The organism is Serratia sp. BIGb0234, from assembly GCF_024809915.1.
GTDB classification, from domain to species: Bacteria; Pseudomonadota; Gammaproteobacteria; order Enterobacterales; family Enterobacteriaceae; genus Serratia; species Serratia liquefaciens.
Map to the genome: position 1 here is coordinate 688,440 of NZ_JANUEI010000002.1, position 24,516 is coordinate 712,955.

The 24,516-nt window shown below is 53.4% G+C and carries 21 protein-coding genes and 3 tRNA genes; 12 read left to right on the forward strand and 12 right to left on the reverse strand.

The window, feature by feature from the left end:
* Nucleotides 1–34: 34 nt before the first annotated feature.
* Together M2407_RS10245 and rsuA are read right to left on the reverse strand one after the other, a co-directional pair.
* Complete coding sequence (locus tag M2407_RS10245; RefSeq protein ID WP_115060986.1) at nt 35–1,243, reverse strand: Bcr/CflA family multidrug efflux MFS transporter; 1,209 nt, start codon at nt 1,241–1,243, stop codon at nt 35–37.
* Between the two features lie 39 nt (nt 1,244–1,282).
* Nucleotides 1,283–1,996, reverse strand: a complete 714-nt coding sequence (rsuA, locus tag M2407_RS10250) for a 16S rRNA pseudouridine(516) synthase RsuA (RefSeq protein ID WP_128864591.1) — start codon at nt 1,994–1,996, stop codon at nt 1,283–1,285.
* Between the two features lie 309 nt (nt 1,997–2,305).
* Between rsuA and M2407_RS10255 the strand changes: the two genes are divergently transcribed.
* Nucleotides 2,306–4,063: a DEAD/DEAH box helicase gene (locus M2407_RS10255; RefSeq protein ID WP_048759244.1), complete on the forward strand. Its 1,758-nt coding sequence runs from the start codon at nt 2,306–2,308 to the stop codon at nt 4,061–4,063.
* A gap of 162 nt (nt 4,064–4,225) precedes the next feature.
* Nucleotides 4,226–4,510: a 50S ribosomal protein L25 gene (gene rplY, locus M2407_RS10260; RefSeq protein ID WP_020827785.1), complete on the forward strand. Its 285-nt coding sequence runs from the start codon at nt 4,226–4,228 to the stop codon at nt 4,508–4,510.
* A gap of 84 nt (nt 4,511–4,594) precedes the next feature.
* On the opposite strand, the gene yejK is transcribed toward rplY, so the two are convergent.
* Nucleotides 4,595–5,605 carry a nucleoid-associated protein YejK gene (yejK, locus tag M2407_RS10265; protein ID WP_044552555.1) on the reverse strand — a complete coding sequence of 337 codons (1,011 nt, stop codon included), beginning with the start codon at nt 5,603–5,605 and terminating at the stop codon, nt 4,595–4,597.
* 304 nt (nt 5,606–5,909) lie between these two features.
* Between yejK and M2407_RS10270 the strand changes: the two genes are divergently transcribed.
* The 3 genes from M2407_RS10270 to M2407_RS10280 all read left to right on the forward strand — a co-directional run bounded on the left by M2407_RS10270 (nt 5,910) and on the right by M2407_RS10280 (nt 8,083).
* Nucleotides 5,910–6,137, forward strand: a complete 228-nt coding sequence (locus tag M2407_RS10270) for a YejL family protein (RefSeq protein WP_020827787.1) — start codon at nt 5,910–5,912, stop codon at nt 6,135–6,137.
* A gap of 9 nt (nt 6,138–6,146) precedes the next feature.
* Nucleotides 6,147–7,928 carry an LPS biosynthesis-modulating metalloenzyme YejM gene (gene yejM / locus M2407_RS10275; RefSeq protein ID WP_128864592.1) on the forward strand — a complete coding sequence of 594 codons (1,782 nt, stop codon included), beginning with the start codon at nt 6,147–6,149 and terminating at the stop codon, nt 7,926–7,928.
* A gap of 78 nt (nt 7,929–8,006) precedes the next feature.
* Nucleotides 8,007–8,083, forward strand: a tRNA-Pro gene (locus tag M2407_RS10280).
* 245 nt (nt 8,084–8,328) lie between these two features.
* Here M2407_RS10280 and M2407_RS10285 read toward each other — a convergent pair.
* The 4 genes from M2407_RS10285 to M2407_RS10300 all read right to left on the reverse strand — a co-directional run bounded on the left by M2407_RS10285 (nt 8,329) and on the right by M2407_RS10300 (nt 10,458).
* Nucleotides 8,329–8,404: transfer RNA gene (locus M2407_RS10285), tRNA-Thr, on the reverse strand.
* Between the two features lie 6 nt (nt 8,405–8,410).
* Nucleotides 8,411–8,498, reverse strand: a tRNA-Ser gene (locus tag M2407_RS10290).
* Between the two features lie 156 nt (nt 8,499–8,654).
* Entirely contained in the window at nt 8,655–8,984 is a 330-nt protein-coding gene (gene osmE / locus M2407_RS10295; RefSeq protein ID WP_041414766.1) for an osmotically-inducible lipoprotein OsmE, read from the reverse strand.
* 67 nt (nt 8,985–9,051) lie between these two features.
* Nucleotides 9,052–10,458: a PepSY domain-containing protein gene (locus tag M2407_RS10300; protein WP_128864594.1), complete on the reverse strand. Its 1,407-nt coding sequence runs from the start codon at nt 10,456–10,458 to the stop codon at nt 9,052–9,054.
* Nucleotides 10,459–10,626: 168 nt separating this feature from the next.
* On the opposite strand from M2407_RS10300, the gene M2407_RS10305 reads away from it, so the two are divergent.
* Nucleotides 10,627–11,067 (forward strand): DUF2946 domain-containing protein, encoded by a 441-nt coding sequence (locus M2407_RS10305; RefSeq protein ID WP_259217916.1) that lies wholly within the window; start codon nt 10,627–10,629, stop codon nt 11,065–11,067.
* A gap of 60 nt (nt 11,068–11,127) precedes the next feature.
* On the opposite strand, the gene blaSPR is transcribed toward M2407_RS10305, so the two are convergent.
* Nucleotides 11,128–12,024: an SPR family subclass B3 metallo-beta-lactamase gene (gene blaSPR, locus M2407_RS10310; RefSeq protein WP_259217917.1), complete on the reverse strand. Its 897-nt coding sequence runs from the start codon at nt 12,022–12,024 to the stop codon at nt 11,128–11,130.
* Between the two features lie 79 nt (nt 12,025–12,103).
* Between blaSPR and M2407_RS10315 the strand changes: the two genes are divergently transcribed.
* On the forward strand, nt 12,104–13,006 hold the full coding sequence (locus M2407_RS10315) for a LysR family transcriptional regulator (RefSeq protein WP_201896194.1): 903 nt from the start codon (nt 12,104–12,106) through the stop codon (nt 13,004–13,006).
* A gap of 6 nt (nt 13,007–13,012) precedes the next feature.
* On the opposite strand, the gene M2407_RS10320 is transcribed toward M2407_RS10315, so the two are convergent.
* Nucleotides 13,013–13,480: a nuclear transport factor 2 family protein gene (locus M2407_RS10320; protein ID WP_020827796.1), complete on the reverse strand. Its 468-nt coding sequence runs from the start codon at nt 13,478–13,480 to the stop codon at nt 13,013–13,015.
* A gap of 112 nt (nt 13,481–13,592) precedes the next feature.
* Here M2407_RS10320 and M2407_RS10325 point away from each other — a divergent pair, with 112 nt between their 5' ends.
* Nucleotides 13,593–14,171 (forward strand): TetR/AcrR family transcriptional regulator, encoded by a 579-nt coding sequence (locus M2407_RS10325; RefSeq protein WP_259217919.1) that lies wholly within the window; start codon nt 13,593–13,595, stop codon nt 14,169–14,171.
* Here M2407_RS10325 and M2407_RS10330 read toward each other — a convergent pair.
* Nucleotides 14,165–14,581: a VOC family protein gene (locus tag M2407_RS10330; RefSeq protein WP_128864598.1), complete on the reverse strand. Its 417-nt coding sequence runs from the start codon at nt 14,579–14,581 to the stop codon at nt 14,165–14,167. The genes M2407_RS10325 and M2407_RS10330 overlap by 7 nt on opposite strands.
* A 153-nt stretch (nt 14,582–14,734) precedes the next feature.
* Nucleotides 14,735–15,865: a porin OmpC gene (ompC, locus tag M2407_RS10335; RefSeq protein WP_122079884.1), complete on the reverse strand. Its 1,131-nt coding sequence runs from the start codon at nt 15,863–15,865 to the stop codon at nt 14,735–14,737.
* Nucleotides 15,866–16,586: 721 nt separating this feature from the next.
* On the opposite strand from ompC, the gene M2407_RS10340 reads away from it, so the two are divergent.
* The 4 genes from M2407_RS10340 to rcsB are packed head-to-tail and all read left to right on the forward strand — an operon-like array spanning nt 16,587 to nt 21,567.
* Complete coding sequence (locus tag M2407_RS10340) at nt 16,587–16,991, forward strand: DUF4186 domain-containing protein (RefSeq protein ID WP_259217921.1); 405 nt, start codon at nt 16,587–16,589, stop codon at nt 16,989–16,991.
* 54 nt (nt 16,992–17,045) lie between these two features.
* Complete coding sequence (locus tag M2407_RS10345) at nt 17,046–18,200, forward strand: MFS transporter (protein WP_122079886.1); 1,155 nt, start codon at nt 17,046–17,048, stop codon at nt 18,198–18,200.
* Between the two features lie 21 nt (nt 18,201–18,221).
* The gene (gene rcsD, locus M2407_RS10350; RefSeq protein WP_259217923.1) at nt 18,222–20,924 is read left to right on the forward strand and encodes a phosphotransferase RcsD; all 2,703 of its coding nucleotides are present in this window, start codon (nt 18,222–18,224) and stop codon (nt 20,922–20,924) included.
* The gene (rcsB, locus tag M2407_RS10355; RefSeq protein WP_004947156.1) at nt 20,917–21,567 is read left to right on the forward strand and encodes a response regulator transcription factor RcsB; all 651 of its coding nucleotides are present in this window, start codon (nt 20,917–20,919) and stop codon (nt 21,565–21,567) included. The genes rcsD and rcsB overlap by 8 nt, the downstream gene beginning before the upstream one ends.
* Nucleotides 21,568–21,617: 50 nt before the next feature.
* Here the strand turns inward: rcsB and rcsC are convergent, their stop codons facing one another.
* On the reverse strand, nt 21,618–24,488 hold the full coding sequence (gene rcsC, locus M2407_RS10360; RefSeq protein WP_217331658.1) for a two-component system sensor histidine kinase RcsC: 2,871 nt from the start codon (nt 24,486–24,488) through the stop codon (nt 21,618–21,620).
* Nucleotides 24,489–24,516 lie beyond the last annotated feature (28 nt).

Sequence of the window (24,516 nt, forward strand, 5' to 3'; positions counted from 1 at the left end):
CAAACGTAACGTTGAGCCTGAGTCAGGGGGAGAACTACGGCGTGTTCGGTGAGGCTTTATGGCGCGGCCGGCTGGCGTATAAATAGAACAGTACCGCAACGATACTGCACAACGCCATCGACGAGACCATCGGCCAGGCGCTCTTGCCGGGCGCCATCGCCAGTACCGCGCCCACCAGCGCACCAATACTGAAACGTAGCGTACCGGCCAGAGAGGAAGCGGTGCCCGCCATATGCGGGAAATCGTCCAGGATCACTGCCATGGCGTTTGACGAAATCATGGCGATACAGCCCAGATACACCGCCACGCCCAGCACCAACGCCCAGAAGCCCAGGCCGATTGCGCTAACCGCCAGTAACCACAACCCCATCGCCAATTGAACAAACAGGCCCAAACGGAACATTTTGATCGCCCCCAGCCGCCGCACATTGCGGCTGTTGACCAACGTTGTCAGGAACAAAAACACAATGTTCAGCGCAAAATAGTAACCAAAATGCTGCGGCGATACGTGATTAAGCTCGATATACACAAACGGCCCGGCGCTGAGGAACGAGAACATGCCGGCAAACGAGAAGGCGCTGGCCAGCATGTAACTCAGCACCCGCTTGTGTCGGAACAATGAAGCGAAGTTGCCCAGCGTGGTTCGCAGATGAAATTTCTGCCGTCGCTCCTTCGGCAGCGTCTCCTTGATAAAGAACGCCACCAGCAACGACCCGATCAGCGCCGCCGCGCCCATGGTCCAGAAAATCGCATGCCAACTGAACCACAGCAGCAGCGCACCGCCGATCATCGGCGCCAGCAAAGGGGCGATGGTCATCACCAGGATGACAAACGACATCATGCGTGAGAATTCGTCCTTGGTGAACATATCGCGCATCAGGGCGTTAATCACCACGCTCGCCGCCGCCGCAGACAGCCCGTGCAGGAAACGCAGGTTGATCAACTGGTCGATCGACTGCGCCATCGCACAGGCGCCGCCGGCAATCGCGAAGATCAGCGTTCCCCACAGGATCACCGGCTTGCGGCCGATACTGTCTGACATTGGCCCGTAGAACAGCTGCCCCAAAGCAAAGCCGAGCATATAGGCGCTGAGCGTCATCTGCACGCTGCCCGCCTCGACGCCGAACTGTTTGGCAATCACCGGCATACTGGGCAAATACATGTCGATAGCCAATGGCATCAGCATGGAAAGCAGGCCCAGAATAAAAATCAAACCGAGGTGAGATGACCGGTTCTGTTGCACGTTCAACGACTCCTTCATCAGCCGTAGTAGAGTAATGAATTAATCCTGCAGGTGCGGTGCGCCCACGCTGGCAATCTCTTCTTCGGTCAGCGGACGGTATTCGCCCTCGGCCAGATCCTCATCCATCACGATGGCACCGATACGTTCGCGGTGCAGTTCAATAACCCGGTTGCCGACCGCTGCAAACATGCGTTTCACCTGGTGATAACGCCCTTCGCTGATGGTCAAACGCACCAGGTTGTCTTCTATCTTTTCCAGTTGCGCAGGACGGGTCAGATCTTTTTCGTTATGCAACTGCACGCCTTCGGCAAAGCGCTGCGCGGTGTCTTCCCCCAGCGGATGTTCCAGCGTCACCAGATAGGTTTTCTCACAGTGGTGTTTCGGTGAGGTGATGCGATGCGACCATTGACCGTCGTCGGTCATCAGCACCAAGCCGGTGGTATCGATGTCCAGGCGACCGGCGGCGTGCAGCTTATAGGCAACCGGCTCATCGAGGAAATACAGCACCGTCGGATGATCGGGATCGTCCGTAGAACACACGTAACCCTGCGGTTTATTGAGCATAAAGTAGCGCGGGCCCGTGAGCTGCTGCAGCGGGTTGCCGTCAAACGCCACCACCTGCTCCGGAGTCAGTTTCAGGGCTCCGCTCTTAACCACTTCACCGTCGACGGTGACGCGTTTGGCCCGAAGTTCACGCGCTACCAGCGCACGGCTAACACCTAACTGCTGAGATAAAAACTTGTCCAGTCGCATTGAATCTGCTTTGCCTGTCGTTGTTATGATCGCATTGATCGTATTGCTAAAATATGACACCCACCGTTGCACCAGGTGCAACAGGGCAGGTTCGAAGAGGGGGGAACAGCGATTACTGTCACACGAGTATAGCGGCGGAAACGGCCCCCTGACAGAGGTAATTTCCACGCTTCTCGCACCGCGCGCGCTCAGAAGGCATAATAATAGAAATTTTTTAGCCATCAGGGGAGTAGAATGTCACTGTTTTTGTGGGTTCAGATGTTACAAAACCTGTTCCCGATGGCCCTTCTCAATCCACGGCGTTAATTTATGGCCTTTACTCTGCGCCCCTACCAACTTGAAGCGGTCGAAGCCACCATTAAACATTTCCGTCAGCACCCGCAGCCGGCGCTGATTGTGCTGCCGACCGGCGCCGGTAAAAGCCTGGTGATCGCCGAGCTGGCTAAACGCGCGCGCGGCAGGGTCCTGGTGTTGGCCCACGTGAAAGAACTGGTGGCGCAAAACCACGCCAAATATCGCGCTTATGGACTGGAGGCGGATATCTTTGCCGCCGGTCTGCAGCAAAAAGACAGCGCCGGTAAGGTGGTATTTGGCAGCGTTCAATCGGTGGCGCGCAATCTGTCGCTGTTCGACGGCGCATTTTCCCTGCTGATCATCGACGAATGCCACCGCATCAGTGACGACGACGAAAGCCAGTACCAACAGATTATTCAGCATCTGCAGAAAACCAACCCACAGCTGCGGCTGCTGGGACTGACTGCCACCCCGTACCGGTTGGGAAAAGGCTGGATTTATCAGTATCACTATCACGGTTTTACCCGCGGCGATGCCAGCAGCCTGTTCCGCGACTGCATTTATGAGCTGCCGCTGCGTTACATGATCAAGAACGGCTATTTGGTGCCGCCGGAACGGCTGGACATGCCGATTGTGCAGTATGACTTCAGCCGTCTGGAGGCCAGAAGCAACGGCCTGTTCAGCGAGGTGGACCTGAACCGCGAACTGAAGCAGCAAAATCGCATCACTCCGCATATCATCAGCCAAATCGTGGAATACGCCGAAACGCGTAAGGGGGTGATGATTTTCGCCTCCACCGTTGAGCACGCCCGTGAAGTTCACGGTCTGTTGCCGTCAGGCGAGGCCGCGTTGGTCAGCGCAGAAACCCCTGCCGCCGAGCGTGATGCCCTGATTGAAGCGTTCAAACAGCAGCAATTGCGCTATCTGGTGAATGTGGCGGTACTGACCACCGGTTTTGATGCACCGCATGTTGATCTGATCGCCATCCTGCGCCCAACAGAGTCCGTTAGCCTATATCAACAAATCGTCGGCCGCGGGCTGCGGCTGGCCCCCGGCAAAGAGGATTGTCTGATCCTCGACTACGCCGGGAACCCGCACGACCTGTTCACGCCGGAGGTGGGGGTCAGCAAGCCGCACAGCGATAGCCAACCGGTGCAGGTATTTTGTCCCGGCTGTGGCTTCGCCAACCTGTTCTGGGGCAAGTGCACCGAGAATGGCGATATCATCGAACATTACGGTCGCCGCTGTCAGGGTTGGCTGGAGGACGATGAAGGCCATCGCGAGCAGTGCGATTACCGTTTTCGTTTCAAAAGCTGCCCGCACTGCGGTGCGGAGAACGACATTGCCGCCCGCCGCTGCCATCAGTGTCAGGAGGTGCTGGTCGATCCCGACGATATGCTGAAGGCGGCGCTGAAGCTGAAAGACGCTCTGGTATTACGCTGTGGCGGCATGGAGTTGCAAAGCGGCCGCGATGAAAAAGGCGAGTGGCTAAAGGCGACCTATTACGACGAAGATGGCACCAGCACCAGCGAACGTTTTCGTTTGCAAACGCCGGCTCAGCGCAAAGCCTTCGACATGCTGTTCCTGCGCCCACATCAGCGTGCGCCTGGGGTGCCGTTCGCTTGGCAAAATGCCGCCGACGTGCTGGCCCAGCAAGCGCTGCTGCGTCATCCGGATTTTGTTGTGGCGCGCAAACGCGGGCAATTCTGGCAGGTACGAGAAAAAGTGTTCGATTATCAAGGACGCTTCCGCCGCGCCAATGAGCTGTACTGATCTTTGCCCCTTGCAAATCAGGCAGGTTTCCATTGCCCTGTGGGCGGCTTTCCGTTAAAATGCCGCCCGCTTTGCCTGGGTTCGCCCGGTGCTAAAGCAGGTTATCGAACTTGCTACTGGGTCGCCTGTAGCAGGGTAAATTTTCTTTTAAGAGAAAAAACAATGTTCACTATCAATGTAGAAGTACGTAAAGACCAGGGTAAGGGTGCGAGCCGCCGCCTGCGTGCAGCAAATAAATTCCCAGCTATCGTTTACGGTGGCGAAGAAGCTCCAGTTTCCATCGAGCTGGACCATGATTCTGTTAAGAACATGGAAGCTAAAGCAGAATTCTACAGCGAAGCTGTAACTCTGGTTATCGACGGTAAAGAAACCAAAGTTAAAGTTCAGGCTGTACAGCGTCACCCGTTCAAGCCGAAGCTGACCCACATCGACTTCGTTCGCGCGTAATCGCAACGTATTCGAGCTTTTCGGGACGCCGAAGTAGAAAACGCCGCAATTGCGGCGTTTTTTATTGTCTGCGATCCGGCGAAATTATTTGTTGCCGCCGCCCAAACGACGTTGCAACTGATCGCGCAGGTTCGGCGGCGTGCCTTTAATGGTTAGCGTGTCGGTCGCCGCATCCCAGAATACACGTTCCCCCAGCAGCATGGCGTCAAAGTTCATGCTGATGCCGCCGCCGCTGCCGGCAAACTTGGTTAACTGACGCAACGTACCGCGATCGGCCGGGAAGCTGTCTTCTAACTGATAGCCCTGCTCGCTGGAAAACTGCAGAAAATCTTTCTCGCCCACCGGCGCAATCTCTTTCGACAGCTCCTGCAGCTCAATCTCTTCACCGGCCTGCAGCTGTTCGTTGCAATAGCTGTAAACCTGCTGACGCACCGACTGGCGCTCATTTTTGTCCAGCTGCGCATCGGCACAATAATCGTCAACCGCCTGCAGCAAGCCGCGGTTCTGCGCCTTGGTGTCCAGCCCTTCCGCCGCCGCCAGGAAGTCCATAAAGAAATCGGAAACCTTACGGCCCACTCGTCCACGCAGGAAGGTCAGGTAACGGGTCGATTCCGGATTGGTTTCCCACTCGGTCAGATCGATACGCGCGACGATGTCGGCGTGGTTGATGTCCAGATAATGGGTGGTGTTGATATCCAGTTCTTCGTTAACGCGCGAACTGTTGCGGCTGTTGAGGACCGCAATCAATAAATACTCCGCCGCCAAATAACGGTACTGGCCAAACAGCACCACGCCACCTTCGGCAAACGGATATTTGGCCAGCTCATCGCGCAGACGGCCGGTCGCTGCACGGCTGAAAGCCAGAAAGTCTTTGTCTTCCTTACGGCAGGTGCGCAGCGCTTCCGCCAGTTCACTGCCCTCGTTGAACAGGCCGTAAGCCTTGCTCTTGGCGCTGTAGACACGATGCAGCTCTTCCATCATCTCTTCTACCGCCGCATTGGTGGGCAGCAGAGTATCGCGCAGCACCACGTCCAGCGTTTGTTCGTCACGTTTGATCAACTGGTGCAGAGCAATCTGGTCGATATCCAGACTCATGGTAAATCCTCCTGTTCTTTTAGCGCGTATTCAAACACTGAAGGCCCCCGCGCTGCAACTTTAAAGCAGTGTTCAACCCGTCGACGATTAATATATTTCCACCATCCATACAGGCGCTAAATACCTCGATTCACCGACGTATTACAGGCTATACACCGGCAATCGCGCAGAATCATTGATATGGCCCGCAGGCTCCTCTCGCCACGCTAGGGTTTGAAAGACAAAGGGAATCGATAAAAGAGCAGAAAATCACTGTCCTATACGGTAAGATATGGGACTTTGTCAGGCTTTGAGCGCAATTTTTATGCCACAATCATCCCGTTACAGTGACGAACACGTCGAACAACTGCTCTCCGAGCTGGTTAATGTTCTGGAAAAACACCATACTCCCACCGATCTGTCTTTGATGGTGCTGGGCAACATGGTGACTAATTTGATCAATACCAGCGTTGCTCCGGTTCAGCGGAAGACGTTGGCCAGATCGTTTGCAGAGGCTCTGCAAGCTTCTATTCGTGAAGATAAAGCGCATTAATAAATACTTATGGTGACAAACCGTCAGCGTTATCGTGAAAAAGTCTCCCAGATGATCAGCTGGGGGCACTGGTTCGCCTTATTTAATATCCTGCTCGCCCTCGGGCTGGGTAGCCGCTACCTGTTTGTCACTGACTGGCCCTCTTCCCTGTTGGGCCGGGTTTATGCCCTGGTCAGCTTACTGGGGCATTTCAGCTTTATCGTTTTCGCCGGCTACCTGCTGGTTATTTTCCCGCTCACCTTTGTGGTGATGTCGCAGCGGTTGTTGCGATTTATCTCCGCCGCGCTGGCCACCACCGGCCTGACGCTGTTGCTGGTCGACAGCGAGGTCTTTACGCATTTCCACCTTCACCTTAATCCGGTGGTGTGGGAACTGGTGGTCAACCCGGATCAAAGTGAGCTGGCGCGCGACTGGCAGCTGATGTTTATCTGTGTGCCGGTGATCTTCCTGGTGGAGATGCTGTTTGGCACCTGGAGCTGGCAAAAGCTGCGCAGCCTGAACCGCCAACGTTTCGGCAAGCCTCTGGCGGTGCTGTTTATCAGCGCCTTCTTTGCCTCGCACCTGATTTATATCTGGGCCGATGCCAATTTCTATCGCCCGATCACCATGCAGCGGGCGAACCTGCCGCTGTCGTATCCAATGACCGCGCGTAAATTCCTTGAGAAACACGGCCTGCTCGATTCGCAAGAATATGAACGTCGGCTGGTGCAGCAAGGGAATCCGGAAGCCGTTGCGGTGGAATATCCTCTTAACGACCTCAGCTACGACGACAAAGGCAGCGGTTATAACCTGCTGATGATCGTGGTAGACGGCGTACGTCAACAGGATATGAAGCAGGATATGCCTGCCCTCAGCCGCTTCGCCCAGGAAAACATTCGCTTTAGCGATCACTACAGCTCTGGCAATCATGCAGATACCGGCCTGTTTGGCCTGTTCTACGGCATTTCGCCGACCTATCTGGACAGCATTCTTGCCGCGCGCAAACCTTCCGCTCTGATCAGTGCGCTAAGCGCCCAGGGTTATCAATTTGGTTTGTTCTCATCCGACGGCTTTAACGCCAGCCTGTATCGCCAGGCGCTGTTGACCGATTTCACGCTGCCGGCACCTGTCCAGCAAAATGATGCGGTGACCACGCAGCAGTGGCAACGCTGGTTGGCCGATCAAAACAGCAACGCTCCGTGGTTCTCTTACATCAACTTCCGCGGTGCAGAACCGGCAGCCAATGAGAAAACCCCTGCCCCGGCTGACTTTATTCAGCGCTACCGGGCCGGCGCACAGGATGTGGATGCGCAGATTGCCCAGGTGCTCAACACGCTCAAAGAGCGTGGCGTACTGGATAAAACCGTGGTGGTGATCACCGCAGAGCACGGCGTTGAATTTAACGACACCGGTAAAGGTTACTGGGGCGCAGGCCGCAGTTTCAGCCAACAGCAGCTACAGGTGCCGTTGATTATCCACTGGCCGGGTACGCCAGCGCAGACCATCAATAAACTGACCGGTCACAATGACGTAATGCGTACGCTAATGCAGCGTTTGCTGCACGTGAAAACGTCCCCGAAAGACTACTCGCAGGGTGAAGACCTGTTTACGGCCCAACGCAGAAACAACTGGGTGGCTACCGGTGATAACAGCCTGTTGGTGATCACCACACCAACGCAAACCCTGGTGTTGGACAGCAGCGGCAATTACCATGCGTACGATAAAAACGACAAAGAGATCAAAGACGAAAAACCACAGCTCGCTCTGTTGCTGCAGGTGTTGACCGACGTGAAGCGCTTTATCGCCAACTAATCGCTTAAAATACAAGCAGTCAGGCGAATTCGCTCTTGCTTTGAGATTGGGAAAGGGTAGTATTATTTCCCACAGCGTCGGCATGTAGCGCAGCTTGGTAGCGCACCGTCATGGGGTGTCGGGGGTCGGAGGTTCGAATCCTCTCATGCCGACCAAATTAATGAGAAAAGCCTGCTTTAAAGCAGGTTTTTTTTCGTCTGTCATTTACGAAATTGGCTCCTTTAATCTAATCGGCCTGTTCTCACGCCTGGCCGCTACGGGGTTATATTCCCCCATTGTTGGGCTATGCGCGCTTAGAGACTGGCATTAGGTACTAACTATAGGAGCCAAAACGAAAAACCCCAGCAATCGCGAAGATTACTGGGGTCCGTAGACGCTTTGAGCGTCGGTACTGCTTATATGGTGCCGGCTACCGGAATCGAACTGGTGACCTACTGATTACAAGTCAGTTGCTCTACCTACTGAGCTAAGCCGGCTAAATTTGGCGGAAGGACAGAGATTCGAACTCTGGGAGCTGTTACACTCGACGGTTTTCAAGACCGTTGCCTTAAACCACTCGGCCATCCTTCCAATGGGCGCAGATATTAGCGCTACCGTTATGAAATGTCTATCGTTTCATGAAAAAAAATGCAGGAAAAAGTGCGTTTGCTTAAACTTCAAGCCGCTAACGGTTAAAAAATGAAAAACCCCGCAAAAGCGGGGCTGGATTGCTCACTTAATCGGGGATTATTTAGGCTGTGAGTCGTAATCAGAACAGGTCTGATAGCCTTTGTTCATCACATGTCCGGTATCGCTGTAGCTAACAAAATAGGTTTGCACTTTCCCGTCACGCGGCGCTACCGCATAGGTATCGCAAGTCCCCTGAGCGTGAACCAAAGTCGCCGTGGTTGACGGTGGACCGGCAATGGCACGAACCTGCTGTTTGGTCATCCCTACTTTGACATCACTGACCACAGGCTCCTGAACGTAACTGGCGGCCCTGTCATAAGCCGTACAGCCGGCAAGAATAGAAAATGTCGCTGCTGTGCAAACGGCTAAAATCAGCTTGTTCGTCATGACTTGTCCTCTTGGAGTACGTTTGTTGTACTCTAAGTCTAGAAGAGGAAAGGCTTTTCTACAAATTTCACTTTGTCGATAGGTGCGGTTTACGCCGCCGCGTAGCCAGATACCACAGCAAATCACACAGCAGAAACATCAGTAAACTGACGCCCATCACCGGTAAACAAAAGCCCAGCAGCAGCGTCAGGCAGACAATCAGCAACAGCGGCCCTTTTGGCGTTTTGCGCAGCAACATAAAGGGGGAACGGGCAGGTTTACGTACTACTCGCGTTGGCCGACCTCGCCACCACATCAGGTACCCCATCACCACCATCGCCACCAACCCGGCGGCAAAGACCACCAGCACCAGCTCATTGACCAGGCCAAACAGGACGCCCATATGCAAATCGATTCCCCAGCGCGTTAATTTTGCCGCGAGCGGGTATTGTTCAAAACTGACGCGATCGGTAATGGCCAGGGTTACGGGATCGATAGCAACAGCATCAACCTGCGTCGGCCAACGGCGATCGATCTCCATGACCGTCCAGGCCTGCCCCGCCATCGCCGGCTGCTTGATTTCAACCCTGGCGGCGTCGATACCGGCCTGCCGTGCACCGACCAGGGCCCTGTCATACATGGCGCCATCCTGAGGCGGTTCCGCCCTGACCATCATATGCTCATGGTGTTCCGCATGATCGCCGGCAGGCACAGCGTCCTGCCCGTTGATCGCCGTAGACAGCGAGGGCGTCGACCAGCCGAATTGCTGGCGCAGCACGCTGATGTTCTCCCCGGCCCACTGTGACCAGGTCAGCCCGGTGGCAGAAAAGAACAGCAGGCCGACCAGCAGCAGTACGCCACTTTTTTCATGTAACCTGCGTAAACCACCACGCTGACGCGTTACCTTCTTACGCCTGCGCGCCCCCCAGAGGATCAGCCCCCCCAGCGCGGCAATCCATAGCCAGGAGGCTGCCAACTCGCTGTAATTGCGCCCTACATCCCCCAGCAACAGACTACGGTGAAATTGGTCCAGCCAGGTGCGCAACGGCAATACGCCGCTGGTACCATAAACCGTCATTACGCCGTGCGTCTGCGCCGTAACCGGATCAACAAACACCGCCAAACGTTCCGAAGCCTGAAGCCCTGCGACGTTAAACAGTACCCGGGTATTCTCGCCCTCCGCCGGAGAAGGACGCACTGCCGACAGAGAAGCTTTTGATGGCGCTATCGCCTGAGCGGCCATAATCTGCTGTTTTAACGGCAGTGCCGGACCGGTACTGTCGTTATACAACTGCGGGGCATAAAGCCGTGATTCAATTTGCGGCGTCAAGGCATAAAATATGCCACTCAATGCCGCAATAAGTAAAAACGGCCCAACAAAAAAACCAATATAAAAATGAATCCGCATAGCCAACGGAATAAACCAACTGCGAGTAGTCACCTGCGGGTTAATATTCTGCGCAGCAGCAGGCAACGCAATATTGCGTTCAGACATGATAAGTCATCCGTGGTCAAATGGAATTACCCGGAATTTACCCGAATTAAACTCATTTAACAAACAGATTTCTTCTCTGTTTAGCTTAATTCTCATCAATGTTACAATAGTGGAACAACTGCTGACATTGTCATTCCTTTACGCTTTAACCCTGCAAGGACGCTCCTGGTGAAACTGTCAATTCAACATATGCGCACGCTGGCCTGGCTGGGCCTGTTCGCTATGTTGATGATATTCATCGCGCCATCAATTTCCACCCATCTTGCAAAAAATAGCATGGATAACAGCGAGATGACTGGCATGTCCATGAGTGCGGAGCATGCCGGACACAGGACAATGATGAGCCAGAACCTCGCCGATAGCCCGCCGGCAGGGCACAACATGGCGGACATGAGCACCGGCGACTGTTTTAACTTCTGTGGCTACTGCAGCCTGTTTCATCACAGCCCGCCACTGGTCATTTTGCCGTCAGCACTCCCGGCGATCAATATTCAACGCGCGCCATCCCTTATTCAAAATCTTTTTCACATTATTATCCCCTCTGCCTTTCCGCCTTATCAAACCCGGGCGCCACCTTTCATCCTCATTAATTTTGTTAAATATATCTAAATCACATACCTTATTTTATTGGGTAGGGTTAATTGCGCCAAAATAAAATAGAAAGATAACTTAATCTTTACTTTGCTGCTGTTTTAACTGCGTCTCAAAAGCCCGTTGAGACTGTTGCACATATTGCTGTAACCCCAGCCGATCGACAAAAGCTTCCCGATCGCCAGCCTGAAGTCGCGCCATTTTATTTTCCAGATCGAAGCGCGTTCCCTTATTGGCGATAAAAATATCCGCGTGCTGCTGGGCCAAAAGCCTAAAGCTGCTGCGGATGTCCTGCACCAGACTCGGGTAGTTTTTGTTATCGACCAGATAGTAGTCCGGGGTTGCCAAACTGTCGGCATAGACCAGCCGATAGGTTTTCCCGCTCTGCCGCAGCGTGGTCGTCCATGAAGTGGCGCCAGGCAAATGCCCCGGCGTCATTAACGCCGTAAATTTCAGCCCGCCCAAAGTAACGCTATCCCCTTGCCCGACGATAATGTCGACCTTCACCGGAGGGAAACCAAGTGCATCTCCCAAGGCAAAATCCTGTTTTCCTCCCCGTGCCAACTGTTGGGCATTGGCGGCGCTGGCAACCACTTTCGCCCCGCTCCAGGCTTTCAAACGAGCGATGCCTCCAGCCTGATCGAGACGTGCGTGACTGTTAAGAATGAATCGCAAGTCCTTGATGTTGAAACCCAATACCTCAATATGGGATTTTATCACCGGGGCACTGGCATCCAACCCCGCGTCAATAAGAATCAATCCTTCCGGCGTGCTGAACAGCACGGATGAAAGGTTGCGTGTGCCGACATAATACAGCTGAGGGAAAATCTGGAATGGCGCCACCGGCTGCGCCCATTGCTCAAACAGTGAATAGGGCGGCGCACTGGACAACGGTTGCGCAGGATCGAGCTGTGCCTGAGCGTTAAAGCACAGTGAGAATGTCATAGCCATCAGATAACCCATGTTTTTTTTCATGTTTCAGCTCTACGGGGAAAAACAGGGCTGAAGTATACTCAGCCTAATATTGAAGCGTATTCAATTTAAAAGGCTATTAATGAACATCCTGCAAATGGACATGAACCTGCTGAAAGTGCTCTACCTGTTGACCAGCACCGGATCCAGCCAGAAAACGGCGGATAAGCTCGGTATCAGCACTTCTGCCGTCAGTCACGCCCTGGCCCGCTTGCGTGAGGTGCTGGATGAGCCTCTGTTCCGGCGGGAAGGGCATCGCCAGGTGCCGACGCTGTTTGCCCTGTCGCTTAAAGAAACGCTAACGCCCTTGTTCTCTTCGCTGGACAGTGAATTATTCGGCCATGTGCCGGACGCGCCACGGCATTTCACCCTGGTCGTCCCGCCGGCACTGCATCCGATCTTATTGCCGTTGCTGGCGCAGAAAAGCACGCTTGCCAATGCCGATATCCGCTGCCAAAACTTTGAGCGACGTTCATGGCGCACTGAGCTGCTGGAAGGCGCGGTAGATATGGTGATTGCCGTTGGCGATCACCAACAGCGCACCAGCGCGCTGCGTTATGAGCTTATTGGCAGCACCCGCCTGGTGGCGGTATTCGGATCGCCGTTGCGCCAGGTATTAGGTCACAAAAGCGGGCTGACATTTGGTGAACTGGCAGACTACCCGCACTATTACTGCCATCCCTGGCCACAGGCAGAGAACGAACTTGACCGTCAGTTGGAACGCCAGGGTTTACAACGCAGGATCCAGCTCAGCTGTGCCGATTACGCGCAGTTGCCACCGGTACTGCGCGCAGCGCCACTGATGGCGGTAGTTCCGCAACCCTGGTTCAATGCACAGCAGGACAAGCAGGGACTGTACGCCCTGCCGATCCTGGACGATCTGGCGATTGGTTATCTGTTTTCACACTATCGCCAGGGTGAAATCGAGTGGAAAAAACGGCTGATCTCCTCTCTCCATGCGGAACTCAAACCCTATTATCACTAACGGTAATCAGAAGCCAAACTCGCTCAGGGCCGCAATATCATCCGGGCGGCGACCGAGCGGCCAGTGGAATTGCCGATCCTGCTCGCGGATCGGCATATCGTTGATGCAGGCGTGTCTGTTGATCATCTGGCCATCCGTATTGAACTCCCAGTTCTCGTTACCAAAACTGCGGTACCAGTTGCCGGAGTCATCACGCCATTCGTAAGCAAAACGCACTGCGATGCGCGCCCCGTCAAATGCCCATAATTCTTTGATCAGCCGATATTCCAATTCCTTTGCCCACTTGCGTTGCAAAAAAGCGCAGACAGCCTCACGGCCATCGACAAACTCCGCCCGATTACGCCAATGGGTATCGACCGAATAGACCTGTGCTACCCTTTCCGGATCGCGGCTGTTCCAGGCATCTTCCGCCAAACGGACTTTCTCAATCGCCGATTCACGGGTAAAGGGCGGCAAGGGGGGTTTAATGCTCATAGCTTACCTCGGAGGTTAAATTGATGTAGACAAGTTTGTCTACATCATTAAGCTAGCGCATGTAGACAGAGTTGTCTACAATCGTTAAAATCAATGCTCAGGAGATATTTCAATGTCCGCTCCCCCTCAGGTTCTTCCCCCGCGCCAGCGTATCCTGCTGACAGCCCACGATCTGTTTTACCGCGATGGGGTGCGAGCGACCGGTATCGATCGCATCATTAGCGAATCTGGCGTAGCAAAAGTGACCTTTTATCGTCATTTCCCCAGTAAAAACGAGTTGATTGAGGCGTTTCTGGCTTACCGTCATGAGCAATGGTTGCGCTGGTTCAGTCAGTCACTGACACAGTATGTCGAGCAGTTCGGGGATGTCTTACCTGCCTTGGTGCCTTGTCTCGAGGAATGGTTTAGCGATCCGCACTACCGCGGCTGCGCTTTTATCAATACGGCGGTTGAACTGGCGGATATGTTGCCGGAAAGCCTGGACATCGCCCGCCGACACAAGCAGCAAATGGCCGAAGAGATCGCCCGCTATCTGCCCCTTGGCCCGGAACGAGAACAACGGGCAGAGATGCTGGCGATGCTGATTGACGGGGCGATCGTCAAGGTGCAAATAGAGCAGCAACCGCAGAATGCCTTATTGCTGTTGAGGGAAACGCTGAAGGCCTTAGCCGAAGTTTGGCATCATCAGTAATTGGCCCAAATCCCCGGCGTCACCAGTTCCAGCAGGTGGCCATCGGGATCGCGGAAGTAGATGCTCTCACCGCCGTGATCCCAGCTCATCCGCCCTTCTATCTCGATCCCCTGAGTCGTCAGATGTTGCTCCCAATGCGGCAACTGTTCTTTCGCCACCGCTAACCCGATATGCAGTGGCCCGCTGCCGTCATGCGGGGGGATATACCCTTCTGGATAATGCGCGCCTTTCAGCGAGTCCCCTTCGATAAACAACAGCAACACGCTTTGTTCACCGACGTTGTAAGCGCGGAAACGCTCGTTCGCCACCATCACCGGCAGTTTTAAAACCTGCTGATAGAATGCAGCGGCGCGTTCGATATCTTTGACGTACAGTACGGTTTCAACCACCCGATTTATGCTGAGTTCCATGCTAACCTCCTGATTTATCTCTGTGTAGAAAGTTTAGGTAAGCCGCAGGATCTCAGAATGGCAATCCGTGCCTCATTCATGCCAATTCGTGCCAAACCGCAGGCAAAAAAAACGCGGCCCGAAGGCCGCGTGGTGACACTCACACTCTGTTGCTTAGAACTGGTAAACCAGGCCCACGGCAACCACGTTGTCGGTGTTGATACCGGCAGACTTGGTGAAGTCGTTGTCGTCCAACAGGTTGATTTTGTAGTCAACGTAGGTGGACATGTTTTTGTTGAAGAAGTAGGTCGCACCCAGATCCACAAATTTGACCAGATCTTCGTCGCCGTAATCCTTGCCGTTAGCGGCCAGACCCAGGTTTTTACCTTTGGTTTGGTTATAACCAACGAATGGACGCAGACCGAAGTCAAACTGGTAGTGCGCGTAAGCTTCGATACTTTGCGCCTTGTTGGCATAACCGTAAGCATCGCTGCTGGTAGAGCCAAAGCGTGCGGCATTGTAAGACTGGGTGAACATCACGGCCAGGTAAGCGTCGTTGGCGTCATATTTCAGACCACCAGAATAACCTTCTGCACGGTCACCACGGCCCATGATGCCACTGTATGCGCCACCGCCGTTTTGCTCGCTGGTACGTTTGGAACTAAAGAAGGCACCTGCCGCGCTGATGCCATAGCCGATGTCGTAGTTCACCGACATGCCGTAGCCGTCGCCGTTCTGATTGAGAACTTCACGGCCGTTGTTAGACTCTTCGCCGCTGCCGTTTTTACCCTGGTACTGCAGAGCAAAGTTCAGGCCGTCAACCAGACCGAAGAAGTCGGTGTTACGGTAAGTTGCCAAACCGCTGGAACGTTGGAACATGAATTGGTCGGCACCGTAAGTGGAGCCATCAAACTCTGGCTGCAAGTCGGTATAAGCCGCAACGTCATACAGCACGCCGGTGTTACGGCCGTAGTCAAATGAACCGTAATCGCCAAACTTCAGGCCGGCAAAGCCGTAACGGGTAAAGTTCTTGTTGTCTTGGCTTTCAGCGTGGTTAAGGTTTGCCTGATATTCCCATTGACCAAAACCGGTCAACTGGTCGCTGATTTGTGTTTCGCCACGCAGGCCGAAACGCATATAAGACATGTCGCCATCGGAGCCATTGTTGTCAGAGAAATAGTGAAGACCATTGATCTTGCCGTACAGATCCAGTTTATTGCCGTCTTTGTTGTAGATTTCCGCCGCACCTGCGGTGCCTGCAACCAGCAGTGCGGGGACGATCAGAGAAAGAACTCGAAGTTTCATTGTTATTATCCTCGTTTATTATGTCGAGCTATGGCCACTGCCCTTTTGAGCATTATTAGCACGACTGTGCATTACCATTCTGGTAACAAGGGTAATATTAATCCAGAAAGAAAATGATACCAAGTATCCGATAGTGTTTCAGTGTGATTATTAAAGGTTTCCAAATGTAAAATTGAGCGAACTTCCACAAAACATTACAGACATAAAAAATAAGGCACGCAATGACAAAAAACACACTTATAGATATAAAATCATGTATTTATACAAAAACTTAAGAAAAAAAAGATAGCCATACAAAAGTCACTATCAATAAGCACATTGTGCCAAAAGAATCCCATAACGCTGACGTTATAATAATCCCGCTATCATCATTATTTTCATTATTACCTTCATTATCTGTAAGATAATTTTTTGTACATTCTGTACACTTCAACCGGCTTATGGCCGGTTTTTTATTTCCTCATACTTAGCTCACATTTCATCTTAATTCGCACTTTATGCCAAAAAATAATCACTTGAAGATATTATCCCCCCAATTAACTTCCGCACTAATAGCTAATCTTTTCTTCTGTTTTAGACTACTTATTAAGCGCACTAATTTGGAAAGCATTTTATTGCTTAAATAACTTTCGCTTCGTGCTGCAGGATTTTGAACCAACAACATTGGTCGCACGGTTGCTATTTTGATAACCTGCACAAAATGCCCCGAAGAAGATGAACCATGCTATTTCAACCCGAAGCGCTATGGCGTCAGCTACAAAGCTCCCCTTTCCGCGCCAAATTTCGTCTGAATCCCAAAGACCAGCTTTATTTTGAAACCAAAGGCTTGCCGCTGATCCTCAGCCATGCACGAGATTTTATCGATCAACGGTTGGCTGCGCCTTTTCCGAACAATGACGGCAAGCAGACCCCCATGCGCGGCCATCCGGTGTTTGTCGCCCAGCACGCCACCGCGACCTGTTGTCGTGGTTGCCTGGCCAAGTGGCATAACATTCCGCAAGGGCAAGCACTTAGCGAACAGCAAAAGCAGTATATTGTGCAGGTCATTGGCCTGTGGCTGGAACGTCGCGCAGCACCGAAGGCCAATGACGGCGCAATTCCTTTCGACCCGGATCGCGGATTGTGATAAAAACATTCCATAACTTTCAGTCCCTCTTCCACAATAGATCCCAAAGCCCACATGACATCCACCTTATGCAATGAACAGCAAAAACCCGGGGTACCGGCTCAGATCGCCACGCGGCTGGCCTTTTTTGTCGCCGGGTTCGGCATGGCCGCCTGGGCGCCCCTGGTTCCCTTCGCCAAAGCGCGCATCGGCATTGATGATGGCTCTCTCGGTCTGTTGCTGCTGTGCATTGGTGCGGGTTCGATGCTGGCGATGCCGCTCACCGGTTTTCTGACCGGCAGATTGGGCTGTCGGCCGGTGATCTTGCTTGCTGGTTTGGCGCTGTGCATCGATTTACCGCTGCTGGTGCTGATGAATACCACCCTGGGCATGGCGTTGGCACTGCTGCTGTTTGGCGCAGCAATTGGCATGATCGATGTGGCAATGAATATACAGGCCGTGGTGGTCGAGCGTGCCAGCGGCAAGGCAATGATGTCGGGCTTTCATGGTTTCTTCAGCGTTGGCGGCATTGCCGGCGCCGGGGGCGTTAGCATCATGTTGTGGCTGGGACTCTCCCCTCTGTTGGCGACCTGTGTCACCGTATTGACCATCGCGGCGTTGCTAACCGTAGCCAGCCGCAATTTGCTGCGCGAAAGCGGCGGTGAAGAAGGTGGACCGATGTTCGTCGTGCCACGCGGTTGGGTCATGTTTATCGGCATTCTGTGCTTTATCATGTTCCTGGCGGAAGGGTCGATGCTCGACTGGAGCGCCCTGTTCCTCACTACCCTGCGTGGGGTTGACCACAGCCAGGCCGGATTAGGCTATGCGTTGTTCTCCATCACCATGACCCTCGGCAGGTTGAACGGTGACCGCATCGTCAACGCCCTGGGCAGATATAAGGTCTTGCTGCTCGGCAGCCTGTGTGCCGCTATCGGTCTGAGCATGGCGATTGTGTTCGATAATGCCATGGTCTCGTTGATCGGGTTTATGCTGGTAGGGTTGGGTGCCTCTAACGTGGTGCCGATCCTGTTCAGTGCCGCAGGCAATCAACATGATATGCCGGCCAATCTGGCTATCGCCTCAGTGACTACCGTAGGCTATGCCGGTATTCTCGCCGGGCCGGCGTTAATCGGCTTTATCGCCCAGTTCTCCAGCCTGACGGTCGCCTTTGCCTGCGTTGCCGTCTTACTGCTGGCTGTTACCGCCAGCGCCCGGGCGATAACCCGTTGATTCAGGAATGCGCAGTCAACTATGCAAAACAAACAACTGACCATTAGCTCAAGCAATATTACCCGTTGCTTCCTGCTATTTGCCGTGCTGCTGACGATTGCCATTGGCCTGTACGGCTACAACTATACCAACGCCTGGCTGGCGGAGAAAAAATATGCGCTGAACAGCATCGCCAATGGGCTGCAAAAGCGCATCGACAACTATCGCTACGTCACCTATCAGATCTACGATAAATTCGGCAATGCGGCCTCCCTGAACGTCGATCCCAGCCTGCAGGAAACCCGACTGCGGCCGGACGTTTACTACCTGGAAAAACCGCATAAGAAAACCGACGCGGTGATTTTTGGCAGCCATGAAGAAGGGACATTGGCGATGATCGCCAATATTTCAGACTATCTGGATGCCCGCTGGGGTGCCAAGACCGAAAATTACGCCATGTATTACCTTAATGGTCAGGACAACAGTCTGAGTCTGATCACCACTCAGCCGTTAAAAGAGTTGGCCTCTCGCTTCAAGGAAAACTACCTGACGACGTCGGCGGAAGATCGTCGCGCCGAAATGCTGCAACAGGCGAACATGCTCGACGAGCGCGAAAGCTTTTCCGCCTTACGCAAGCAACGTTTCCAAAACGCCTATTCGTTTTCAATCCGTACGACCTTTAATCAACCGGGGCATCTGGCCACGGTGATCGCCTTCGATTTGCCGATTAACGATATCATCCCGATTAATATGGCGCGTGCCAACTTTATGCTGCTGCCCGATAACACCAATCTGGACGATGGAACTCTGCCGATTGAAGGCACCACCAACGCCGGTATAACGATGAGCGGCAACTGGGTGGAATTCAGCGCTTCCCTGCCCAACGCACCGCTGAAAGTGGTTTACCGCGTCTCCGCCATCAGCCTGACCATAGATCTGCTGCGTAACAATATTTGGCTGATTGCCATCAATTTGCTGCTGTTGGCGCTGTCGCTGGCAGGCATTTACTTTATTCGTCGACAATACATTCGCCCTAGCGAGAACATGGCGGTTGAACTGGAGGCCGAACGCGCGCTGAATCAAGAGATTATCGCCAGCCTGCCTTCCGGCCTGCTGGTGTACAACTTTGCCAGCAATACGGTGATCGCCAGCAATAAGATTGCCCAACATCTGCTGCCTCACCTGAGCCTACAAAAAATTGCCCATATGGCCGAACAGCACCACGGGGTGATTCAAGCGACGGTCAACAATGAGGTGTATGAAATTCGCATTTTCCGCAGCCAGCTCTCAGCGGAAACTTACCTGTTCCTGTTAAACGATCAGGACAAGGAAGTCATGGTCAACAAGCGGTTGCAGCAGGCACAGCGCGAGTACGACAAAAATGTACAGGCACGCAAACTGATGCTGCACAATCTGGGGATCGAACTGAACCAACCGGTGCGCCAAATGCACGATCTGGCCGATCGCCTGCGTACGCAACCGGATGAAGAACAACAGCAAGCGCTGCTAACAGAGTTGACCACACAGTCATCCTCGGTGCTGGGCTTGATTGAAAACATCACCCTGCTCACCCGGCTGGAAACTCAGGACTGGCAACCTTCGCGCCACCCGTTCAGCCCTTTGGCCCTGATAGATGAATTACTGCGTGAAGCCCTGCCTTCCATCAATCAAAAAGGACTGTCGCTGTTCAATCATTTCCAGCTTGATGTCGAGCAGCAATATATCGGTGACGCTAACGCGCTACGCAAGGTGATCTCGCTGCTGGTGCATTACGCGATTATCACTACCGCCTGCGGCAAGATTTCGCTGGTGGTTGATCATGAACCCGAGCACCCCGATCGCCTGGTGTTCCACATCAATGATACCGGCTCGGGTATTTCCAACGAGGAAATCAGTAACCTCAACTATCCGTTCCTCAGCCAAACGCTGGTGGATCGTTTTAATCATGGTTCCGGCCTGACCTTCTTCTTGTGCAACCAGCTATGCAAAAAACTCAACGGCCAGTTGGATATTCGCAGCAAGGTCGACATCGGCACCCGCTACACCATTCGCGTACCGATGGAAATGGAGAAAAAGGAGACGGAAGCGCAGGAAAAACTGCTCGATGGCGTAACCGCCCTGTTGGACATCACGTCCGAAGAAGTGCGCGGCATTGTTACCCACTTGCTGCACGCCTATGGCGCGAGCTGCATCATTGCCGATGAACGCCAGATTAACCGCGACTACGACGTTCTACTGACCGACAACCCGCAAAGGGCTGACGATTATACCCTGCTGCTGACCAGCGATGAGGCCGGATGGCAACAGCTTGAAAAACGGTATATTCGGGTAAACTATAACCTGAGTGGCGCAATGATAGACGCCGTGCTGATGCTGATTGAGCAGCAAATGGCCGCGTTGGAACAGCCGGAAAGTCCGCTTTCGCTGACCGCCGATGATATCCAACTCTATGAAAAACAATTGAAATCAAGTGATTACTATGGCCTGTTTGTTGATACAGTACCCGACGATATCAAAAAACTGTATACTGAGGCGGGCAGCAGTGATTTCAATGCTCTGTCACAGACAGCACACCGCCTGAAAGGCGTGTTTGCCATGTTAAATCTGCTTCCCGGCAAGCAACTGTGTGAATCGTTAGAACAGCACATCGCAGACGGTGATGCGCTCAAGATCGAGAATAACATCAGTCAGATTGATTTTTTCGTCAGCAGACTGCTGGAGCAAGGTAGCCAACAACATGAATAACCTGAACGTAATTATTGCTGATGACCATCCTATCGTACTGTTTGGCATCCGGAAGTCACTTGAGCAAATTGAATGGGTGAATGTCGTTGGGGAGTTTGAAGACTCAACAGCACTGATCAACAATCTGTCCAAGCTGGACGCCAACGTACTGATCACCGACCTTTCAATGCCGGGCGATAAATATGGCGACGGCATTACGCTGATCAAATACATCAAACGCCATTATCCGCAGTTGTCGATCATCGTTCTGACCATGAACAACAACCCGGCCATTCTGAGCGCCGTGTTGGATCTGGATATCGAAGGTATCGTACTGAAACAGGGCGCGCCTACCGACCTGCCGAAAGCGCTGGCCGCACTGCAAAAAGGCAAGAAGTTCACGCCGGAAAGCGTCTCCAAGCTGTTGGAGAGGATCAGCGCCAGCGGCTACGGTGACAAACGCCTGTCGCCAAAAGAGAGCGAAGTACTGCGTCTGTTCGCCGAAGGTTTCCTGGTGACCGAAATCGCCAAGAAACTCAACCGCAGCATCAAAACCATCAGCAGCCAGAAGAAATCGGCGATGATGAAGCTGGGTGTCGAGAACGATATTGCGCTGCTCAACTACCTCTCTTCCGTCAGCATGGCACCGCTGGACAAAGAATAAACAACTCGGTAGTTAACAAGGGCGCGGCATTTTGCTGCGCCCTTTTGCTTTTAGGCCTCTTCAGACTCGGCGCGCACATAGCGCACCTGCTGGCTGTAAAACGCCAATGTTTGTTCCAGCGTTTCCAGCGTCACCGGTTTCGACAGGCAATTATCCATGCCGGCCTCAATACAACGCTGCTTCTCTTCAGCCAAGGCATTCGCCGTGACGCCGATCACCGGGGAAGTAAACTGCATTTCACGCAGGCGCTGAGTCAGGTGATAGCCATCCATGTTCGGCATATTGACGTCGGTCAGTACGATGTCGACGGTGTTACGACTGAGTACATCCAACGCATCGACCCCATCATTGGCCGTCACCACCTGGTAGCCCAGCGAGCTAAGCTGATCGGACAGCAACCGACGGTTGATCGGATGGTCGTCCACCACCAGTAAATGAATATCACCGTTGTCGATCAAGCTGGCCTTGGCCGGCACCGGCAATTGTGCCAGGGTATTGCCGCTTTCAGCTTGAGTGCCAAACAGCCGGTTAAGCAGCACCAGGGTTTCACGCGGCGTAGAGGTGCTGTGCATCCAGTAACCCGGGCGCGTTTCCTGCGACGGGCCGATGTGTTCAATGGAAAATTGGATCTGCGCCAGCAGCGGCGTGCTAATCATCAACGGGTGATCGCTGAGCATCACTTCGCCTTCGGCGGTGTCCTGCCCCTGATGGCGTAATACCGTCGCACCATAACCGCCCAGGATTTCCATCAGATAACTTTCCAGCCGCTGGTTGCGAATATCCAGCCACAGCGTTTTGCCCTGCCAGGTATCGCTCGGCTGCGGGATCGGGAACTGGGCGCTAAACAGAGGAATACGGATGGTGAACAGGCTGCCTAATCCCGGTTCGGATTCAACGGCAATGTCGCCGTCCATCATGTTGATCAGCTTCTCGCAAATTGCCAGCCCCAGCCCGGTACCCTGGAAATGGCGCTGCACACCGCTGCCCACCTGGAAGAACGGGTCGAACAGGCGGGTAATTTCTTTCTCCGGGATACCAACGCCGGTGTCACGAACGCTGAATTCCAGATAATTGCCGCGGGTGCAGACCTGCAGGATGATGCAGCCGGTATCGGTGAACTTAATGGCGTTGTTCAACAAGTTGGACAACACCTGCTGCAACCGTACCGGATCGCCGGAAATGCGCTCAGGCACGTTTTGCTCGATAAAGCAGTACAGCCCCAACCGCTTCTTCACCACCAGCGGTAAGTAGTTGCCGGCGATGTGGGTAATCACCTCCAGACAGGAGAACTCCCGCGGTTCAATCTTCAACTGCTCGGATTCAATTTTCGAGAAGTCCAGAATATCGCTGATGATCTTCAGCAGCAGCCCGGAAGAGTTGTTCATCGCATTGACCAGTCGATCAACGCCCTGCGGTAACGCCTTGGTCTGCAGCAAATCGAGGTTGCCGATAATGCCGTACAGCGGCGTACGCAGCTCATGGCTAACGGTCGCCAGGAACATCGATTTCGATTGGCTGGCCTGTTCCGCGGCGGCGGCCATCTCTTGCAGCGATTCTTCCATTTTCACGCGGGCGCTGACATCCACCAGCACACAAATCGCCACATCCTCATTACGATAGCGAGAATGAACGAAGCTGATCTGCAGGTTATTGTTATTGCTGGTCATCACATCTACAAAATTCACCTGCTGTTCGCAGATGATGCGCGTAATGCGGTCACGGTCTTCGTGGGTCAGTAAGTTGATGTAATTGTGCGCCAGTTCGTTACTGAGGATATTGGTGCCGTCGCTGATGCGCAGAATACAGATGCCCACCGGCGCCGAGGCGACAATTTTACGGTTAAACTGCTCATGTTCTTCCAGCCGGAAGGCGTTATCCTCTGCCGGCAGGAACATTTTGCGTTCAAACAGCCAGGCCAGGGTGAATAGCACGATGGCGGACAGCAGATTCAGCAGCACCGCATTGAGGATCAGCATTTTGAAGCGCTCAACCACCGTCTTCACCGGCACCGCATACACGATGCTGAGCGAGGATGGCGGCAACGCCTTTTTCATGATGAGATCGCGGTAATTATCGACGTAACCAAAGTAGGCTTGTTCCAGCGGATAACTGTCGGGCGCTTGCGCATTGCGCTCACCATCCGCCAGCTGCAGTATCGGTTCGTTGTTCTCATCCAGCAGGGTGACGGCGATCGGCAGGTTGCCGGTAGTCACGAAGTCTTCCAGACGTATAGTCTGCTCAATGCCCAGCAACGCTTCCAGCTTGGAGCCAATATAGATTGGCGTCAGTACATACAGATAGCCGACATCCGGCCGCTGCTGGCTTGGGCTGATCCAATACAGGTTATTGTCTTTATCCTGGTTCTTGGCGTTGCGATATTTAAGGATGCGCTCATGCAGCGTTTTCAGCGCATCTGAGCGGTTGGCTACGCCGCTGCTGCCGCCGAACTCAGCCATGCACAGGCTATCCCCGCCGATAAAAAACACCCGGTTGAGATCGTAGGCCGCGACAAAATTCTCTTTCCAATACTGGATCAACCCGCTCAGCGAATTGAGCGAGCTGCGGTAAGTGCTATTAAGCGAACAGTTGGACTCCGGATAGAGCGGGAAAAACTCTGGCGGGCTGCTCTTGCCAGGAAAGATGCCGCTGAACATGTCCAGGCTGCTGACCGAGCCATTGAGACGGTTTTCTGCCATATATTTGATATCACGAATGATATCGGCCGAATGGCGGATGTAGCCCTGCGCCTGATCAAAATTCAGATTGTAGTCCTGCCGAATGTCAGACTCTTTCTGATGCAGGATATTCAGGATATAGAAAGTGGTGAGCAACGCCCCCAACGACCACAGCATTATCGCCAGCACCCGGAACAGATAGCGGGAAATCTTTAACGTGGTGCGAAAAGAGGCTAAATATTTCAATCGGATACCATACAAATGTGAGTGGTGA

Excerpts from the sequence above, each read along its gene's own strand:
- M2407_RS10320 (WP_020827796.1), bottom strand. The coding sequence starts at position 13,480 with ATGAGCATTAAACCCCCCTTGCCGCCCTTTACCCGTGAATCGGCGATT.
- ompC (WP_122079884.1), bottom strand. The coding sequence starts at position 15,865 with ATGAAACTTCGAGTTCTTTCTCTGATCGTCCCCGCACTGCTGGTTGCA.
- rplY (WP_020827785.1), top strand. The coding sequence starts at position 4,226 with ATGTTCACTATCAATGTAGAAGTACGTAAAGACCAGGGTAAGGGTGCG.
- yejK (WP_044552555.1), bottom strand. The coding sequence starts at position 5,605 with ATGAGTCTGGATATCGACCAGATTGCTCTGCACCAGTTGATCAAACGT.
- M2407_RS10330 (WP_128864598.1), bottom strand. The coding sequence starts at position 14,581 with ATGGAACTCAGCATAAATCGGGTGGTTGAAACCGTACTGTACGTCAAA.
- rcsD (WP_259217923.1), top strand. The coding sequence starts at position 18,222 with ATGCAAAACAAACAACTGACCATTAGCTCAAGCAATATTACCCGTTGC.
- rsuA (WP_128864591.1), bottom strand. The coding sequence starts at position 1,996 with ATGCGACTGGACAAGTTTTTATCTCAGCAGTTAGGTGTTAGCCGTGCG.
- yejM (WP_128864592.1), top strand. The coding sequence starts at position 6,147 with ATGGTGACAAACCGTCAGCGTTATCGTGAAAAAGTCTCCCAGATGATC.
- M2407_RS10270 (WP_020827787.1), top strand. The coding sequence starts at position 5,910 with ATGCCACAATCATCCCGTTACAGTGACGAACACGTCGAACAACTGCTC.
- osmE (WP_041414766.1), bottom strand. The coding sequence starts at position 8,984 with ATGACGAACAAGCTGATTTTAGCCGTTTGCACAGCAGCGACATTTTCT.
- M2407_RS10255 (WP_048759244.1), top strand. The coding sequence starts at position 2,306 with ATGGCCTTTACTCTGCGCCCCTACCAACTTGAAGCGGTCGAAGCCACC.
- blaSPR (WP_259217917.1), bottom strand. The coding sequence starts at position 12,024 with ATGAAAAAAAACATGGGTTATCTGATGGCTATGACATTCTCACTGTGC.
- M2407_RS10315 (WP_201896194.1), top strand. The coding sequence starts at position 12,104 with ATGAACATCCTGCAAATGGACATGAACCTGCTGAAAGTGCTCTACCTG.
- M2407_RS10345 (WP_122079886.1), top strand. The coding sequence starts at position 17,046 with ATGACATCCACCTTATGCAATGAACAGCAAAAACCCGGGGTACCGGCT.
- rcsB (WP_004947156.1), top strand. The coding sequence starts at position 20,917 with ATGAATAACCTGAACGTAATTATTGCTGATGACCATCCTATCGTACTG.
- M2407_RS10325 (WP_259217919.1), top strand. The coding sequence starts at position 13,593 with ATGTCCGCTCCCCCTCAGGTTCTTCCCCCGCGCCAGCGTATCCTGCTG.
- M2407_RS10300 (WP_128864594.1), bottom strand. The coding sequence starts at position 10,458 with ATGTCTGAACGCAATATTGCGTTGCCTGCTGCTGCGCAGAATATTAAC.
- M2407_RS10340 (WP_259217921.1), top strand. The coding sequence starts at position 16,587 with ATGCTATTTCAACCCGAAGCGCTATGGCGTCAGCTACAAAGCTCCCCT.